At 56.4% G+C, this 16,242-nt stretch carries 14 protein-coding genes; 11 read left to right on the top strand and 3 right to left on the bottom strand.

Translation table 11 applies throughout. From position 1 onward, the window contains the following. The first annotated feature begins 116 nt into the window (after positions 1 to 116). From lepA to acpS, 7 genes are all read left to right on the top strand, one after another. Positions 117 to 1,916: a translation elongation factor 4 gene (gene lepA / locus IBT46_RS10490; protein WP_200545624.1), complete on the top strand. Its 1,800-nt coding sequence runs from the start codon at positions 117 to 119 to the stop codon at positions 1,914 to 1,916. Positions 1,917 to 1,946: 30 nt separating this feature from the next. After that, positions 1,947 to 2,900, top strand: coding sequence for a signal peptidase I (lepB, locus tag IBT46_RS10485; RefSeq protein WP_105593189.1), 954 nt, complete (start codon positions 1,947 to 1,949; stop codon positions 2,898 to 2,900). 140 nt (positions 2,901 to 3,040) lie between these two features. Next, entirely contained in the window at positions 3,041 to 3,721 is a 681-nt protein-coding gene (gene rnc, locus IBT46_RS10480; RefSeq protein ID WP_105593190.1) for a ribonuclease III, read from the top strand. Beyond that, positions 3,718 to 4,623 carry a GTPase Era gene (gene era / locus IBT46_RS10475; protein ID WP_200545623.1) on the top strand — a complete coding sequence of 302 codons (906 nt, stop codon included), beginning with the start codon at positions 3,718 to 3,720 and terminating at the stop codon, positions 4,621 to 4,623. Before rnc ends, era begins: the two co-directional genes overlap by 4 nt. A 5-nt stretch (positions 4,624 to 4,628) precedes the next feature. Then, positions 4,629 to 5,366, top strand: a complete 738-nt coding sequence (gene recO, locus IBT46_RS10470; protein ID WP_200545622.1) for a DNA repair protein RecO — start codon at positions 4,629 to 4,631, stop codon at positions 5,364 to 5,366. 72 nt (positions 5,367 to 5,438) lie between these two features. After that, positions 5,439 to 6,170, top strand: a complete 732-nt coding sequence (gene pdxJ, locus IBT46_RS10465) for a pyridoxine 5'-phosphate synthase (RefSeq protein WP_200545621.1) — start codon at positions 5,439 to 5,441, stop codon at positions 6,168 to 6,170. Then, a complete protein-coding gene (acpS, locus tag IBT46_RS10460) occupies positions 6,170 to 6,550 on the top strand; it encodes a holo-ACP synthase (RefSeq protein WP_105593194.1) in 381 nt (126 codons plus the stop codon). Before pdxJ ends, acpS begins: the two co-directional genes overlap by 1 nt. Here the strand turns inward: acpS and IBT46_RS10455 are convergent. Continuing rightward, entirely contained in the window at positions 6,547 to 6,801 is a 255-nt protein-coding gene (locus tag IBT46_RS10455) for a YfhL family 4Fe-4S dicluster ferredoxin (RefSeq protein ID WP_105593195.1), read from the bottom strand. The genes acpS and IBT46_RS10455 overlap by 4 nt on opposite strands. Before the next feature lie 181 nt (positions 6,802 to 6,982). Continuing rightward, positions 6,983 to 7,822 carry a MurR/RpiR family transcriptional regulator gene (locus IBT46_RS10450; protein WP_105593196.1) on the bottom strand — a complete coding sequence of 280 codons (840 nt, stop codon included), beginning with the start codon at positions 7,820 to 7,822 and terminating at the stop codon, positions 6,983 to 6,985. Between the two features lie 276 nt (positions 7,823 to 8,098). Between IBT46_RS10450 and murQ the strand changes: the two genes are divergently transcribed. From murQ to tadA, 3 genes are all read left to right on the top strand, one after another. Next, positions 8,099 to 8,995 carry an N-acetylmuramic acid 6-phosphate etherase gene (murQ, locus tag IBT46_RS10445; RefSeq protein ID WP_200545620.1) on the top strand — a complete coding sequence of 299 codons (897 nt, stop codon included), beginning with the start codon at positions 8,099 to 8,101 and terminating at the stop codon, positions 8,993 to 8,995. Positions 8,996 to 9,177: 182 nt separating this feature from the next. Next, complete coding sequence (gene yfhb / locus IBT46_RS10440) at positions 9,178 to 9,816, top strand: phosphatidylglycerophosphatase C (protein WP_105593198.1); 639 nt, start codon at positions 9,178 to 9,180, stop codon at positions 9,814 to 9,816. A gap of 61 nt (positions 9,817 to 9,877) precedes the next feature. Next, a complete protein-coding gene (tadA, locus tag IBT46_RS10435) occupies positions 9,878 to 10,372 on the top strand; it encodes a tRNA adenosine(34) deaminase TadA (protein WP_105593199.1) in 495 nt (164 codons plus the stop codon). A 2-nt stretch (positions 10,373 to 10,374) separates the two neighbouring features. Here the strand turns inward: tadA and mltF are convergent, their stop codons facing one another. Further along, complete coding sequence (gene mltF / locus IBT46_RS10430) at positions 10,375 to 11,832, bottom strand: membrane-bound lytic murein transglycosylase MltF (RefSeq protein WP_105593200.1); 1,458 nt, start codon at positions 11,830 to 11,832, stop codon at positions 10,375 to 10,377. Positions 11,833 to 12,101: 269 nt separating this feature from the next. Here mltF and purL point away from each other — a divergent pair, with 269 nt between their 5' ends. Beyond that, positions 12,102 to 15,986 carry a phosphoribosylformylglycinamidine synthase gene (gene purL / locus IBT46_RS10425; RefSeq protein ID WP_200545619.1) on the top strand — a complete coding sequence of 1,295 codons (3,885 nt, stop codon included), beginning with the start codon at positions 12,102 to 12,104 and terminating at the stop codon, positions 15,984 to 15,986. Positions 15,987 to 16,242: the final 256 nt, after the last annotated feature.

Genomic DNA, 16,242 nt, shown 5'->3' with positions numbered 1-16,242 from the left:
CTTTGATATGTAGTGTAGAATGCAGCCTTTCGGGCCTCTGTTCGCCTGTGATATCACGCTCTCATGATTTTATATCGCGAGAGTTCCAGAATTTGTAAGGCAGAAAAACCTCAATAATGAAGCACATAAGAAACTTTTCGATCATCGCCCACATTGACCACGGTAAATCGACGCTCTCTGACCGTCTGATTCAGATTTGCGGTGGCCTGACCGAACGTGAAATGGCTGCACAGGTTCTGGATTCCATGGATTTAGAACGTGAGCGCGGCATTACCATTAAAGCGCAGAGCGTTACCCTCGATTATCACGCTCCTGATGGACAGACTTACCAGCTGAACTTCATCGATACCCCGGGACACGTTGACTTCTCTTACGAAGTTTCCCGTTCTCTGGCGGCGTGTGAAGGCGCACTGCTGGTGGTCGATGCCGGTCAGGGTGTTGAAGCCCAGACGCTGGCAAACTGCTATACCGCGATGGAAATGGATCTGGAAGTCGTGCCGGTTCTGAATAAGATCGACCTGCCTGCGGCCGACCCTGAGCGTGTTGCTCAGGAGATTGAAGATATCGTTGGTATCGACGCTACCGACGCTGTGCGCTGCTCGGCGAAAACCGGCGTTGGCGTGCCGGACGTACTGGAACGTCTGGTACGTGATATTCCACCGCCGGAAGGCGATCCGGAAGGCCCGCTGCAGGCGCTGATTATCGACTCCTGGTTCGATAACTATCTGGGCGTTGTGTCGCTGGTGCGTATCAAGAACGGCACCATGCGCAAGGGCGACAAGATCAAGGTGATGAGCACCGGTCAGGTTTACAACGCCGACCGCTTAGGTATTTTCACACCAAAACGTGAAGATACCGACGTGCTGAACTGTGGCGAAGTAGGCTGGCTGGTCTGTGCGATCAAAGACATTCTCGGTGCGCCGGTGGGCGATACCCTGACGCTGGCACGTAACCCGGCGGATAAAGCGCTGCCTGGCTTCAAAAAAGTGAAGCCACAGGTCTACGCCGGTCTGTTCCCGATCAGCTCCGACGACTATGAAGCCTTCCGCGACGCGCTGGGCAAGCTGAGCCTCAATGACGCTTCTCTGTTCTACGAGCCGGAAAGTTCAACGGCCCTGGGCTTTGGTTTCCGCTGCGGCTTCCTTGGTCTGCTGCACATGGAAATTATCCAGGAACGTTTGGAGCGTGAGTACGATCTCGAACTGATTACCACGGCGCCAACCGTAGTGTATGAAGTACAAACCACCGATGGTCAGATTGTCTATGTCGACAGCCCGGGCAAACTGCCGCCGCTGAACAATATTGAAGAGCTGCGTGAGCCGATTGCAGAATGCCATATGCTGCTGCCGCAGGAGTATCTCGGAAACGTGATTACGCTGTGTATTGAAAAACGCGGCGTGCAGACCAACATGGTTTACCACGGTAATCAGGTTGCGCTGACCTATGAAATTCCAATGGCGGAAGTGGTGCTCGATTTCTTCGACCGCCTGAAGTCGACTTCTCGTGGCTATGCGTCACTTGATTACAACTTCAAGCGCTTCCAGGTCTCTGACATGGTGCGCGTGGATGTGCTGATCAACAGCGAGCGTGTTGATGCGCTGGCGCTGATCACCCACCGTGATAACTCGCAGTATCGCGGCCGCGAACTGGTCGAGAAGATGAAAGATCTGATCCCTCGTCAGCAGTTTGACATTGCGATTCAGGCGGCGATTGGTACGCACATTATCGCCCGTTCAACCGTTAAACAGCTGCGTAAAAACGTTCTCGCCAAGTGTTACGGCGGTGACGTCAGCCGTAAGAAAAAGCTGCTGCAGAAACAGAAAGACGGTAAGAAACGCATGAAGCAGGTGGGTAACGTTGAGCTTCCGCAGGAAGCGTTCCTTGCCATTCTCCACGTAGGTAAAGACAGTAAATAAGCCCACATTTAGGGCTTTGAGGGAACTGGAATGGCTAATATGTTCGCCCTGATTCTGGCGATAGCAACGCTGGTCACCGGGATTATCTGGTGTATCGACAAGTATAAATGGGCACCGGCCCGCCGGGCGAAGCGCGCAGCGGCAAAAGCCGAAGGCACGCCAGAAACCAAAGCGGATAAACAGCCGGGCTGGGTCGAAACTACGGCATCGGTGTTCCCGGTATTGCTGGTGGTTTTCGTAGTGCGTTCATTTATTTTTGAGCCGTTCCAGATCCCTTCAGGATCGATGATGCCGACGCTGCTGATCGGGGATTTTATCCTCGTGGAAAAATATGCTTATGGCATCAAAGACCCGATCACCCAGACTACGCTGATCCCAACCGGGCATCCTAAGCGTGGTGACGTGGTGGTATTTAAATACCCGAAAGATCCAAGTCTGGACTATATTAAGCGTGCCATCGGTGTTCCCGGCGATCGGGTAACCTACGATCCGCTGAGTAAAACGGTATCAGTCACGCCTGGCTGCGGTGGTGGCAAGTGTGAAACCGCGCTGCCGGTGACTTACTCCGACGTAGAGCCAAGCGACTTTATCCAGACCTTCAGCGGTTTTAACGGCAATGAAGCCGGCAATGGTTTCTTCCAGGTGCCGCAGGGTGAATCCATGCCTGGCGGTCTGCGCCTGGCAACGCGTAATGAAACACTTGGCGACGTGACTCACCGGATTCTGCTGGTGACTCAGATGCCAAGCCAGGCCGCTTCTTACTATCAGCAGCCAGGCCAGGAGCAGTCCACGTGGGTTGTGCCGCAGGGCATGTACTTTATGATGGGCGACAACCGAGATAACAGCGCCGACAGCCGCTACTGGGGCTTTGTCCCGGAACGCAATCTGGTGGGTAAAGCGACGGCTATCTGGATGAGCTTCGAAAAACAGGAAGGCGAATGGCCGACCGGTGTACGTCTGAGCCGGATTGGTGGCATTCACTAATACTCATCGTAGGGTGAGTATATTTAACGGTTGGCTTCCCGCTTTGGGGAGCCACTGCACACGAAACAGATCGTGTTGGTGTTCAGGCTCAGCCCTGTTCCGTGTGCAGCATAATTGACGCATTCAGAAATTGGTAACGCATGAACCCCATCGTAATTAACAAGCTTCAACGCAAGTTGGGCTACACTTTTACTCATCAGGAATTGTTACAGCAGGCACTGACTCACCGTAGCGCCAGCAGCAAACATAACGAGCGACTGGAATTTCTGGGCGACTCTATTCTGAGCTATGTCATCGCCAATGCCCTTTATCATCGCTTCCCGCGCGTGGATGAAGGCGATATGAGCCGTATGCGAGCCACGCTGGTTCGCGGTAATACGCTGGCGGAAATGGCACGAGAGTTTGACCTCGGTGAATGCCTGCGCCTTGGGCCGGGCGAGCTGAAAAGCGGCGGTTACCGTCGTGAATCGATTCTGGCTGATACGGTCGAAGCGCTGATCGGAGGGGTATTCCTCGACAGCGATATCAGAACGGTTGAGCAGCTGATCCTCAGCTGGTACGCCAGCCGTCTTGAGCAGATCAGCCCGGGCGATAAACAAAAAGATCCGAAAACGCGCCTGCAGGAGTTTCTGCAGGGTCGCCATCTGCCATTGCCATCCTATCTGGTGGTGCAGGTCCGTGGCGAAGCGCACGATCAGGAATTTACTATCCACTGCCAGGTGAGCGGCATGGCAGATCCGGTTGTGGGAACCGGTTCAAGCCGTCGCAAAGCTGAGCAGGCAGCGGCCGAACAGGCGCTGATTAAGCTGGGAATTGAATGAGCGAACAAACCACCCATTGCGGCTTTATTGCTATTGTAGGCCGTCCAAACGTCGGTAAATCGACCTTGCTGAACCAGCTTCTGGGGCAGAAGGTTTCCATTACCTCGCGTAAACCGCAAACCACCCGTCACCGTATTATGGGCATCCACACCGAAGGTGCCTATCAGGCGATTTACGTGGATACCCCTGGTCTGCATATGGAAGAAAAGCGGGCGATTAACCGCCTGATGAACCGTGCAGCCAGCAGTTCTATCGGCGACGTTGAGCTGGTAATTTTTGTCGTTGAGGGCACCAAATGGACCGCCGACGACGAAATGGTGCTGAACAAACTGAAAGACAACAAAGTACCGGTGCTGCTGGCGATCAACAAGGTCGACAACATCACTGATAAAAGCATTCTGCTGCCGCATCTGCAGTTCCTGAGCGAGCAGATGAACTTTATGGACGTGGTGCCGATTTCGGCTGAAAAAGGCAATAACGTTGATACGATTGCCAATATCGTGCATAAGCTGCTGCCGGAAGCGGAGCATCACTTCCCGGAAGAGTACGTGACCGATCGTTCTCAGCGCTTTATGGCTTCTGAAATCATCCGTGAAAAGCTGATGCGTTTCCTGGGGGCTGAACTGCCGTACTCAGTGACCGTTGAGATTGAACAGTTCGTCTCTAACGCGCGTGGTGGCTATGATATCAATGGCCTGATCCTCGTTGAGCGTGAAGGGCAGAAGAAAATGGTCATCGGCAATAAAGGCGCGAAGATCAAAACTATCGGCATTGAAGCACGTAAAGACATGGAAGAGATGTTCGAGGCGAAGGTGCACCTTGAGCTGTGGGTTAAAGTGAAGTCCGGCTGGGCGGATGATGAACGTGCCCTACGTAGCCTGGGCTATACTGACGACCTCTGATTTTGATGGAAGGCTGGCAACGCGCATTTGTTCTGCACGCACGCCCGTGGAGCGAAACCAGCCTGCTGCTCGATCTGTTTTCTGAACAGCACGGCAGGGTGCGGGTCATGGCGAAAGGTGCCCGCTCCAAACGTTCCAGCCTGAAGGGGGCTCTGCAACCCTTCACCCCTCTGCTGGTGCGCTGGGGAGGGCGCGGCGAGGTGAAAACCCTGCGCGGCGCTGAACCTGTTTCGCTGGCGCTTCCGCTCAGCGGCACCACCCTCTACTGTGGCCTGTACGTCAACGAACTGCTCACCCGCGTGCTGGAGCACGAAACCGCCTTTAACGAACTCTTCTTTGACTATCTGCACTGTATCCAGGCGCTGGCGGCAGCATCCGGCTCGCCGGAGCCTGCACTACGCCGCTTTGAGCTGGCCATGCTGGGGCATCTCGGCTACGGCGTGGATTTCATGCACTGTGCCGGAAGTGGGGAAGAGGTCGCCGATGAGATGACCTACAGCTATCGGGAAGAGAAAGGATTTATTGCCAGCCTGGTGGTCAACAACCGAAGCTTCACCGGTCGACAGCTGCGCGCGCTCTGGCAGCGAGAATTCCCCGATGCGGACACCCTACGGGCAGCCAAACGTTTTACCCGTATTGCACTCAAACCCTATCTCGGCGGTCGGCCGCTAAAAAGCACTGAGCTGTTTCGCCAGTTTCTGCCGAGAAAACGAGCGGACACTCCGCCTGCGGCAGACGAATAGCGACAGGTCATACCCCTGCGCCCGTCGAACGTTGTACACTCGATAAAACATTCGCGATTCCCAGAGGACCCCATGGCTGAGTTACTGTTAGGCGTAAACATCGATCACGTTGCTACCGTACGCAACGCTCGCGGTACTAATTATCCCGACCCGGTTCAGGCGGCATTTGTCTCAGAGCAGGCGGGTGCTGACGGTATTACCGTCCATTTACGTGAAGACCGTCGCCACATCACCGATCGCGATGTGCGTATTCTGCGCCAGACTATTCAGACTCGTATGAATCTGGAAATGGCCGTTACCGATGAGATGGTCGATATCGCCTGCGAGATCGTGCCTCACTTTTGCTGCCTGGTCCCAGAAAAACGTGAAGAGGTGACCACCGAAGGCGGGCTGGATGTGGCCGGTCAGCTGGAAAAAGTGACGGCTGCGGTTAAGCGCCTGAACGACGCCGGCATCCTCGTTTCTCTGTTTATTGACGCCGATCGTGGGCAAATCGACGCCGCCGTGGCTTCCGGTGCACCTTATATTGAAATCCATACCGGGGCTTATGCCGAAGCGGCAGAAGGCCCGGCGCGCGATGCCGAGCTGGCACGCATTGCCGAAGCGGCAACCTATGCTGCAGGTAAAGGACTGAAGGTTAATGCCGGTCACGGCCTGACCTATCACAACGTCCAGCCCATTGCCTTGCTTCCGGAGATGCACGAGCTGAACATCGGTCACGCGATCATTGGCCGTGCGGTTTTCAGTGGCCTGGCGGATGCAGTCAAAGAGATGAAGCAGCTGATGCGGGAAGCGCGTCGCTAATGGCTATTCTTGGCCTGGGGACGGATATTGTGGAGATCGCCCGCATCGAAGGGGTGATCTCCCGCTCGGGGGATCGGCTGGCGAAGCGGGTGCTCAGCCCCAATGAGTGGGCGCAGTACCAGGCTCATCAGCAGCCGGTGCGGTTCCTGGCCAAGCGTTTCGCGGTGAAGGAGGCGGCGGCAAAAGCCTTCGGCACCGGCATTCGTGGCGGTCTGGCGTTTAATCAGTTTGAGGTTTACAACGACGAGTTAGGCAAGCCGGGTCTGAGATTCTTCCAGCACGCGCAGGAAGTGGCAAAAAAGCTGGGCGTGATGCACGTTCACGTTACCCTGGCAGATGAGCGCCACTATGCCTGTGCGACGGTAATTATTGAAAGCTAACCCGCAGGGTGCAGCACCACGAATTTATCCCACAGCTGGTCGTTCGTCTCTACCCGCTGTGGGTCAACAATAATGGTGTTATCAATCGGGCAGACCTGCTGACAGGTGGGGGCATCGTAATGGCCTACGCACTCTGTACAGCGATCGGTGTCGATCTCGTAATACTCCATGCCCATCGAAATCGCTTCGTTGGGGCATTCAGGTTCGCACATATCGCAGTTGATACAGCGTTTGGTGATCAGTAGAGCCATCTTGGATGAGGTGCCGTTAAATTAATTTAATCAGTAGGTTAACAAGTTGATAAATCTGGAATTCATTAACTTACTGTTGCAAATTCAATGCCGCGCACTGTATCACAATTAGCTGATAGCCCCAATAACGTCGATGTTTTAGCCGCATAGTAAGGCGGTTATTAACTTTCTGGTTCTGTCTTCAAGTCAACTTCTTAACCAGCGCCTCACTGTGCCGGATATGGCTGGTTGCACGTTCAGGGTCGCGCTGGATCAGTGCCATAAACAGCAGATCGGTCAGTGCCAGCTGCGCCATAGTTGAAGATATCGCGGCACTGCGGGTGGTTTGCTCCTCTGCCACCGTATATAAACAGTGCGACGCCGCCTGCTGCAGCGTGTTCGGCGTAAAGCCGGTAAAAGCCAGCACCGTGGCACCAATCCGTTGTGCTTCCTGCGCCGCCAGGTTGATTTCCCGTCGCTCGCCGGTGTAGGAGATCGCCAGCAGCACATCGCCGGGGCTCATCGCCTGCACGCTGGCCAGCAGCGCATGCATATCCTGCTCTGCAACCGCGCTGATACCAATCTTCATCAGCTTCCACGAAAAATCTTTTGCCACCAAACCAGAAGCGCCAATACCCACCAGAACAATACGCTTCGCGTTTCGCAGCAGGCGCAGCGTCTCCAGCAGCATCTCTTCACTGTTGATATCCAGTGTGGCGCGAATGGCAGACATCTTTTCCGTAAACAGCTTTTCGCCCACGGTTTTAAGGGGGTCGTCGCTTAGAATCAGGTTATGCACGGTAATCGCGTCTTTGTCCGCCAGCGACTCACTGAGTGCCAGTTTCAGCGCCGGGAAACCTTTATAGCCCAGCTTTTGGGCAAACTTCACCACGCTGGACTGGCTGACGCCGGATTCATCCGCCAGCTTTTGTGAACTCAGGTGGCGTGCGCGGTCCGGCTGCGACAGCAGGTAGTCAGCCAGGCGGCGCTCATTGAGTGCCAGGCTGGGATACAGCTGACGAATACGCAGCAGTGAACTCATCTCTTTTCCTCTTGCCAATTCGAACTCATCACGTTGAATTGGCAGCAATGATAACAGGCATGACGCAAAGTCTAACCTATTGATTAGCAGTTTCCATTCTTTACCGGGCCAAAATGCAATGCCCTCAGGGCAGGCCGATTTGCGTGCCGGATTTTTCTGCATCTCGTCGTTCTACTAACGTTTACAATGATCTTAGTGTAAAAACGGTTTATTTTGAATAAAATATTCAACAAATGAAATATCTGTTCGAATTAAAAATTCAGTCAAGGGGGAAGAATGGATCTGGGTTCACTGGTGTCAGAAACCCGCAATGCGGACACTCTTGACCTCGACAGCCTGTCAACGCTGGAGATGGTCAGCAAATTTAACCAGCAGGATGCCACCGTGGCTGCGGCGGTAAGCCTGACTCTGCCGCAGGTAGCAAAGGCCGTTGACGCTGCCGCCGCCGCACTGTCTGCCGGTGGTCGCATCATCTATATGGGAGCAGGTACAAGCGGCCGCCTTGGCGTGCTGGATGCATCCGAATGTCCGCCGACCTTTGGTGTATCGCACGATCTGGTGATTGGTTTGATTGCCGGGGGGCCAGGGGCGATGTTTAAGGCCGTCGAGGGCGCTGAAGACGACGAACAGCTCGGCGTGAGCGATTTGCAGGCGTTGGGTCTTAGCTCTAATGATATGGTGATCGGTCTGGCCGCTTCCGGCCGCACGCCTTACGTCATCGGTGCGCTACGCTATGCCCGCCAGCACGGATGTCGCACGGCAGCAATTTCCTGTAATCCCGGATCGCCGATTGCTCGCGAAGCCGAAATTGCCATTTCGCCGGTAGTAGGACCGGAAGCGCTAACCGGATCGACCCGCCTGAAGTCCGGCACCGCACAAAAGCTGGTACTGAATATGATCTCCACCGGGGCGATGGTGAAAATCGGCAAGGTCTGGCAAAACCTGATGGTCGATATGAAAGCCACCAATATCAAACTGGTGGATCGCGCGCACCGAATGGTATGCGAAGCGACCGGTTGCACGCAGCAGCAGGCCGATGAGGCGTTAGGACAGGTCGACTATGAAGTTAAAACGGCCATCCTGATGATCCTGGCCGATCTGCCAGGCTCCGAGGCGCGCGAGCGGCTTGCCAGGCACGGTGGTTTTCTTCGCGCCGCGCTTAACGAGCGCTAAAAGCGAGTTCTTCACTCACTTCTGACTACACTTATTCTCTGTACGCTACGGGTGTAGCGTGCTTTGCTGCTGGTGAACTCAGCCCGACGGCGAAGAACGTGAGTAACGGGCCGATTGGGGAGGCTGAACAACAGCTTCCTCTTCACCCAATTTTAAGATTCATTGACTGCGAGGAGTAAGGTTTGACAACCGGTCAGGAACGACGCGTTATTTTTTTTGACCTCGACGGTACGCTGCACAAGCAGGATATGTTTGGTACCTACATGCGCTGGATGCTGCGTCGTCAGCCATTAAACCTGCTGCTGGTATTACCGCTGCTGCCGGTGGTGGCTGGGGGACTGTTATTGCGCGGCCGTGCTGCCCGCTGGCCAATGAGCCTGCTGCTGTGGTCCATTACCTTTGGTCACAGCGAGCAGCGTCTGCAGCAGCGGGAAAATGAGTTCGCCAGCTGGTTTCGCCAGCGTGTGAAGGCTTTTCCGGTGGTGCAGCAGCGCCTGACGGACTACCTCAACAGCGATGATGCCGACGTCTGGTTAATCACCGGATCGCCGCAGCCGCTGGTGGAGCAGGTGTATTTCGATTCCGCGTTTCTGCCGAAGGTTAAACTTATCGCCAGCCAGATGTCCCGTGCCAGGGGCGGACGGGTGCTGGCGCTTCGCTGCCTGGGGCACGAAAAGGTTGCGCAGCTGGAAGAGCAGATTGGCACGCCACTTCAGCTCTACAGTGGGTACAGTGACAGTAATCAGGATAACCCGCTGCTGTTCTTCTGCCAGCATCGTTTCCGCGTAACCCCCGTGGGGGAGCTGCAACAGCTGGAATAAGCGCGGTCTGTCGGGCGTAATCAGTGTATAATGTCGCGCTTTTTTTCCGCTGGAGACTCAGGTGAGCGACAATAATGATGAATACTGGATGCGCCACGCGCTGATGCTGGCCCGCCGTGCCTGGGACGAAGGCGAAGTTCCGGTTGGCGCGGTGCTGGTCCATGAAGGGCGGGCGATCGGCGAAGGCTGGAACCGGCCAATCGGTCATCACGATCCTACCGCGCATGCGGAAATCATGGCATTACGGCAGGGTGGGAAAGTCATTGAAAATTACCGGCTGCTTAACACTACGCTGTACGTAACGCTGGAGCCGTGCGTGATGTGCGCGGGGGCGATGGTTCACAGCCGCATCGGCAGGCTGGTGTTTGGTGCACGTGATGGAAAAACCGGTGCGGCAGGCTCGCTGCTTGATGTTCTGGGGCATCCCGGCATGAACCATCAGGTGCAAATAGAAGAAGGCATTCTGGCGACGGAGTGTGCGGCAATGCTCAGCGACTTTTTCCGCCATCGCCGCGCGGAGAAAAAAGCGCAGCGCCAGGCGGGAAAATTGCTTTAGCCTCAGTTCATCGCCAGCTGCGGCGGAACGGCAGGGTAGGCGTTACCCAACTCGGCCTCGGTTGCGGCCTTCTGCGCCAGCTTTCTTTCCTGATCTTCCAGGTATCCCACCAGGCTTATCTGATACTTACGAATATTCTCGACATACGCGTAGGCTTCGTGCCCGCGCGCATAGCCATAGGTGGTCTGGCTGTAGTAACGCTTCTGGCTTAACATCGGCAGACGCAGCTTTACATCTGCCCAGCTGTCAGGATTACCCTGCTGTTTTTCCGTCAGCTTGCGCGCATCCAGCATATGGGCATAACCCATATTGTAAGCGGCGAGGGCGAACCAGATGCGTTCATCATCCGGAATTCCTGCCGGCACTTTCTCCATCATCTTTACCAAATACTCGCTGCCGCCGCGCACGCTTTGCTCGGGATCGGTACGGTCCGTCACATTCAGGCTGTCTGCGGTATTACGCGTTAACATCATCATCCCTCGCACGCCGGTTGGCGAGGTAGCCTGGGGGTTCCAGTGTGATTCCTGGTAAGAGATAGCCGCCAGCAGTCGCCAGTCGATGCTCTGCGCATATTTTTCAAACAGCGGCTGGATCGCCGGTAGCGTGCCATCGATGGCACGCAGGAATGTCCGGGTATCAACATAGTCAAAAGTACCGACGTGGCCGAGATACTTCTCATCCAGCCGCGCCATCGCACCTTCTTCACCCATCTCGTTATAGAAGTCGAGCATCGCCGCATTCAGGCTGTCGTCCTGTTCCCGCTGGATATACCAGGTGACGGGCTCTTCATCGGTGATATCAAACGCCACCGCCAGCTGCGGGTGGATACGCTGCATCAGGCCAATAGTGACCGAATCACCCACCGTATAATCGATTTTGCCATCGGCAACCGCCTGCAGCAGCGTCTGCGGCGTTTGATCGGTGGAGATCGCCCAGTCGAGGTCCGGGTACTGATTCTCTTTCGAACCGCGCAGGGTGGAAAGATAGGCTGAGCCGGATGCGACGATCAGCCGTCCTTTCAGATCGCCGAGGTTCTTCGGTCTGGCTGCGCCGATGCGGTACACCAGCTGCTGCGAAACGGAATAGTAGGTCGGACCGGCGCGAAAATGTGCCAGACGCTCATTGTTGTAAATTAAACCGGCCGCCAGCACATCAGCTTTGTCATCTTCCAGATCGTCAAACAGATCGCTCAGGTTCGGGCGCACGGTTACTTCCAGCTTCACGCCGAGATAATCGGCAAAGCGTTTTGCCAGCTCGTAGTCCATACCGGCCGGTGATTTATTGACGGTGTAATAAGTCAAAGGAGAATTTATCGTGCTCACACGTAAAACTCCTCGCGATTTTATCTGCGCGATGCGGTCGGTTGCACCGCCGTACCAGGGTATCGACGGCCACAGTGCAAGCGCGAGCAGCACCATAACCAGCCCGATGAGCAGGTAATTTAATTTTAGGCGTTTCAAATAGTTATCTCTCGGTAGCTCTCAGGTATCTGTCTTTTACGGCAGTATTTATTGGCTATAATTGCTCCTGAGCGTGGGGCATTTTGCTCAAGTCCGCGTGGCATCGCAACTTAAATCAACCTGAATCGTGTAATTTTCAGCCAATTCTGGATGTCGATTAATTCTGCGCAAACGGTTTCGTAACCTGTGGGGATTCTCTATAATAGCGCCCGTTTTCCCTGTTGCGCCCAATGAAGCGTCGCCCGGCGCTTCGAGACGAGAGATCTTTAATGATGGAAATTCTGCGTGGTTCGCCCGCCCTGTCGGCATTTCGTATTAACAAACTGCTGACCCGCTTTCAGGACGCTCACCTGCCGGTGAGTGATATTTACGCCGAGTACGTCCATTTCGCCGATGTCAGCGCGCCGCTTGATGCGGATGCGAAAGCGCGCCTGCAGCGCCTGCTGAAATACGGTCCTTCTCTCGCTGAGCATACCCCGGAAGGCCGCCTGCTGCTGGTGACCCCGCGTCCCGGCACGATCTCCCCGTGGTCATCCAAAGCGACCGATATCGCCCACAACTGCGACCTGCCGCAGGTTCTGCGCCTTGAGCGCGGCCTGGCCTTCTATATTCAGGCTCCACAGCTGACCGATGCACAGTGGGGGGCTTTGGCCGCTCTGCTGCACGATCGCATGATGGAAACCGTGTTTACGGATCTGAATCAGGCCGAGCAGCTGTTCGCACACCATCAGCCCGCGCCGGTACAGAGCGTGGATGTGCTGGGTAAAGGTCGTGATGCACTGGTTCAGGCCAATATCAAGCTGGGCCTGGCACTGGCCGAGGATGAGATCGACTACCTGCTGGCCGCGTTTGAAAAACTGGGGCGCAACCCGAACGACATCGAGCTCTATATGTTTGCCCAGGCAAACTCCGAGCACTGCCGTCACAAAATTTTCAACGCCGACTGGGTGATTGACGGTGAGCAGCAGCCGAAGTCGCTGTTCAAGATGATCAAAAACACCTTCGAGAAAACCCCGGACCACGTGCTGTCTGCCTATAAAGACAATGCCGCGGTGATGGAAGGTTCTCAGGTCGGCCGTTTCTACGCTGACCGTCAGGGTGCCTATGACTTCCATCAGGAAGATACGCACATCCTGATGAAGGTAGAAACCCATAACCACCCGACGGCAATTTCTCCGTGGCCGGGTGCCGCGACCGGTTCCGGTGGCGAAATCCGTGATGAAGGCGCAACCGGACGCGGTGCGAAGCCGAAAGCCGGCCTGGTCGGTTTCTCCGTTTCTAACCTGCGTATCCCGGGCTTTGAACAGCCGTGGGAAGAGGATTTCGGCAAGCCGGAACGTATCGTTACCGCGCTGGATATCATGACCGAAGGCCCTCTGGGCGGTGCGGCGTTTAACAACGAATTCGGTCGCCCGGCGCTGAACGGCTACTTCCGTACCTATGAAGAGCGCGTTAACAGCCACAACGGCGAAGAGCTGCGCGGCTACCACAAGCCGATCATGCTGGCCGGTGGTATTGGTAACATCCGTGCCGATCACGTGCAGAAAGGCGAAATCACCGTGGGTGCCAAGCTGATCGTACTGGGTGGCCCGGCGATGAATATCGGTCTGGGCGGCGGTGCTGCGTCATCTATGGCTTCCGGCCAGTCCGATGCCGACCTCGACTTCGCCTCCGTACAGCGCGACAACCCGGAAATGGAACGCCGCTGCCAGGAAGTGATCGACCGCTGCTGGCAGCTGGGTGAAGCTAACCCGATTCTGTTTATCCACGACGTCGGCGCGGGCGGTCTGTCCAACGCCATGCCGGAACTGGTCAGCGACGGCGAGCGCGGTGGTCGTTTCAATCTGCGCGATATTCTCAATGACGAACCGGGCATGAGCCCGCTGGAAGTCTGGTGTAACGAATCGCAGGAGCGTTATGTTCTGGCGGTTGCACCGGAGAGTATCGAATTGTTTGACGAGCTGTGCAAACGCGAACGCGCTCCGTATGCGGTGATCGGCGAAGCTACCGAAGAGATGCACCTGTCGCTGGCCGACAGTCATTTCGACAATACGCCAATCGATCTGCCGCTGGACGTGCTGCTGGGCAAAACGCCAAAAATGACCCGCGATGTTGCCACCCTGAAGGCGAAAGGCGACGCGCTGGTTCGCGACAACATTTCTATTGCTGATGCGGTCAACCGCGTCCTGCACCTGCCGACCGTTGCGGAGAAAACCTTCCTCGTGACCATCGGCGACCGTTCCGTTACCGGTATGGTGGCGCGCGATCAGATGGTGGGACCGTGGCAGATCCCGGTCGCTAACAGCGCGATCACCACCGCCAGCCTCGACAGCTACTACGGTGAAGCAATGGCGCTGGGCGAACGTGCGCCGGTTGCCCTGCTGGACTTCGCGGCATCCGGTCGTCTGGCCGTGGGTGAAGCGCTGACCAACATCGCGGCCACGCAGATTGGCCCACTGACGCGTATTAAACTTTCCGCTAACTGGATGGCCGCAGCTGGTCACCCGGGTGAAGATGCGGGCCTGTATGAAGCGGTCAAAGCCGTGGGCGAAGAGCTGTGCCCGGCGCTGGGTATCACTATCCCGGTAGGCAAAGACTCCATGTCGATGAAAACCCGCTGGCAGGAAGGGACCGAGCAGCGCGAGATGACCTCTCCACTGTCGCTGGTGATCACCGCCTTTGCCCGTGTGGAAGACGTGCGCAAAACCGCTACGCCGCAGCTGCAAACCGTGGATAACCGCCTGCTGCTGATCGACCTTGGTCAGGGCGTTAACGCGCTGGGCGCAACGGCACTGTCTCAGGTTTATCGTCAGCTGGGTGACAAACCTGCCGACGTGCGTGATGCGAAACAGCTGGCCGGGTTCTGGAACGCTATCCAGACGCTGGTGGCCGATGACAAACTGCTGGCTTACCACGACCGTTCAGACGGCGGCCTGCTGGTAACGCTGGCAGAAATGGCCTTTACCGGTCACTGCGGCGTTGAGGCAGATATTGCCGCGCTGGGCAGCGATAGCCTGGCTGCGCTGTTTAACGAAGAGCTGGGTGCGGTCATTCAGGTTGCTGCCGCAGACTGCGCGGCGGTTGAACAGGTGTTTGCTGCCAACGGACTGGGCGACTGCGTTCACGTGCTGGGCCGTGCGGTAGAGGGCGATCGCTTTGTGATTACCTCCGGCGATTCTGCTGTGTACAGCGAAAGCCGTACCACGCTGCGTACCTGGTGGGCAGAAACCACCTGGCAGATGCAGCGCCTGCGTGATAACCCGACCTGCGCTGACCAGGAACACGAAGCTAAGAAAGACAACAGCGATCCGGGTCTGAACGTCAAACTGACCTTCAAACCAGAAGAAGATATCGCTGCACCGTTTATTGCCACCGGCGCGCGTCCAAAGGTTGCCGTGCTGCGCGAACAGGGCGTTAACTCCCACGTTGAGATGGCGGCTGCCTTCCACCGTGCCGGATTTGATGCGGTTGACGTGCATATGAGCGATCTGCTGGCGGGCCGTCGTGGTCTGACCGACGTTCAGGCACTGGTTGCCTGCGGCGGCTTCTCTTACGGCGATGTGCTGGGCGCGGGTGAAGGCTGGGCGAAATCGATTCTGTTCAACAGCCGCGTGCGCGACGAGTTTGAAACCTTCTTCCACCGTCCACAGACGCTGGCGCTGGGCGTGTGTAACGGCTGCCAGATGATGTCGAATCTGCGCGAGCTGATCCCGGGTAGCGAAGAGTGGCCGCGCTTTGTACGCAACCAGTCCGAGCGTTTTGAAGCGCGCTTCAGCCTGGTCGAAGTGGCGGCCAGCCCGTCGCTGCTGCTGGATGGTATGGTCGGTTCCCGTATGCCGATTGCGGTTTCGCACGGTGAAGGCTTTGTGGAAGTGCGCAGCGATGCGCACCTGGCACAGCTTGAGCAGAAAGGTCTGGTGGCGCTGCGCTTTGTCGATAACTTCGGCAACGTGACCCAGCAGTACCCGGCTAACCCGAACGGTTCTCCAAACGGCATTACGGCTGTGACTAACGAAAGCGGTCGCGTAACGATTATGATGCCGCACCCGGAGCGCGTGTTCCGCACCGTCAGCAACTCCTGGCACCCGGCAGAGTGGGGCGAGGACAGCCCGTGGATGCGTATTTTCCGCAATGCGCGTAAGCAGCTGGGCTGATACCTGTGTGAGTAGCCTGCTGTAAATCAGCGGGTTAATGGCAGGTTTGAAAAAGCCACCGTCCTTTGGGATGGTGGTTTTTTTGTTGCTGGAATTGCAGTTAACGAGGGCCAGCCTGGGCGGCTGCCGGGCGGTCCTCGCGCCGCTTTGCGGTGCCTTCGGTTTCGGCATCGGGCCTTGCGGATCGGCGTGGAGCGGGCGTCCTGCCCGCGCCACGCCTGAGCCCGGCATCCCTGCCGTTCTCTCCGGTCCCGCT

It is taken from the genome of Erwinia sp. S38 (genome assembly GCF_016624545.1).
Taxonomy (GTDB): domain Bacteria; phylum Pseudomonadota; class Gammaproteobacteria; order Enterobacterales; family Enterobacteriaceae; genus Erwinia; species Erwinia coffeiphila.
The sequence above is the reverse complement of the archived record's forward strand: the minus strand, read 5'-3'. Positions and strand labels throughout refer to the sequence as shown.

Coding starts and splice junctions, on each gene's coding strand:
- lepA (WP_200545624.1), top strand. CDS start 117: ATGAAGCACATAAGAAACTTTTCGATCATCGCCCACATTGACCACGGT.
- lepB (WP_105593189.1), top strand. CDS start 1,947: ATGGCTAATATGTTCGCCCTGATTCTGGCGATAGCAACGCTGGTCACC.
- rnc (WP_105593190.1), top strand. CDS start 3,041: ATGAACCCCATCGTAATTAACAAGCTTCAACGCAAGTTGGGCTACACT.
- era (WP_200545623.1), top strand. CDS start 3,718: ATGAGCGAACAAACCACCCATTGCGGCTTTATTGCTATTGTAGGCCGT.
- recO (WP_200545622.1), top strand. CDS start 4,629: ATGGAAGGCTGGCAACGCGCATTTGTTCTGCACGCACGCCCGTGGAGC.
- pdxJ (WP_200545621.1), top strand. CDS start 5,439: ATGGCTGAGTTACTGTTAGGCGTAAACATCGATCACGTTGCTACCGTA.
- acpS (WP_105593194.1), top strand. CDS start 6,170: ATGGCTATTCTTGGCCTGGGGACGGATATTGTGGAGATCGCCCGCATC.
- IBT46_RS10455 (WP_105593195.1), bottom strand. CDS start 6,801: ATGGCTCTACTGATCACCAAACGCTGTATCAACTGCGATATGTGCGAA.
- IBT46_RS10450 (WP_105593196.1), bottom strand. CDS start 7,822: ATGAGTTCACTGCTGCGTATTCGTCAGCTGTATCCCAGCCTGGCACTC.
- murQ (WP_200545620.1), top strand. CDS start 8,099: ATGGATCTGGGTTCACTGGTGTCAGAAACCCGCAATGCGGACACTCTT.
- purL (WP_200545619.1), top strand. CDS start 12,102: ATGATGGAAATTCTGCGTGGTTCGCCCGCCCTGTCGGCATTTCGTATT.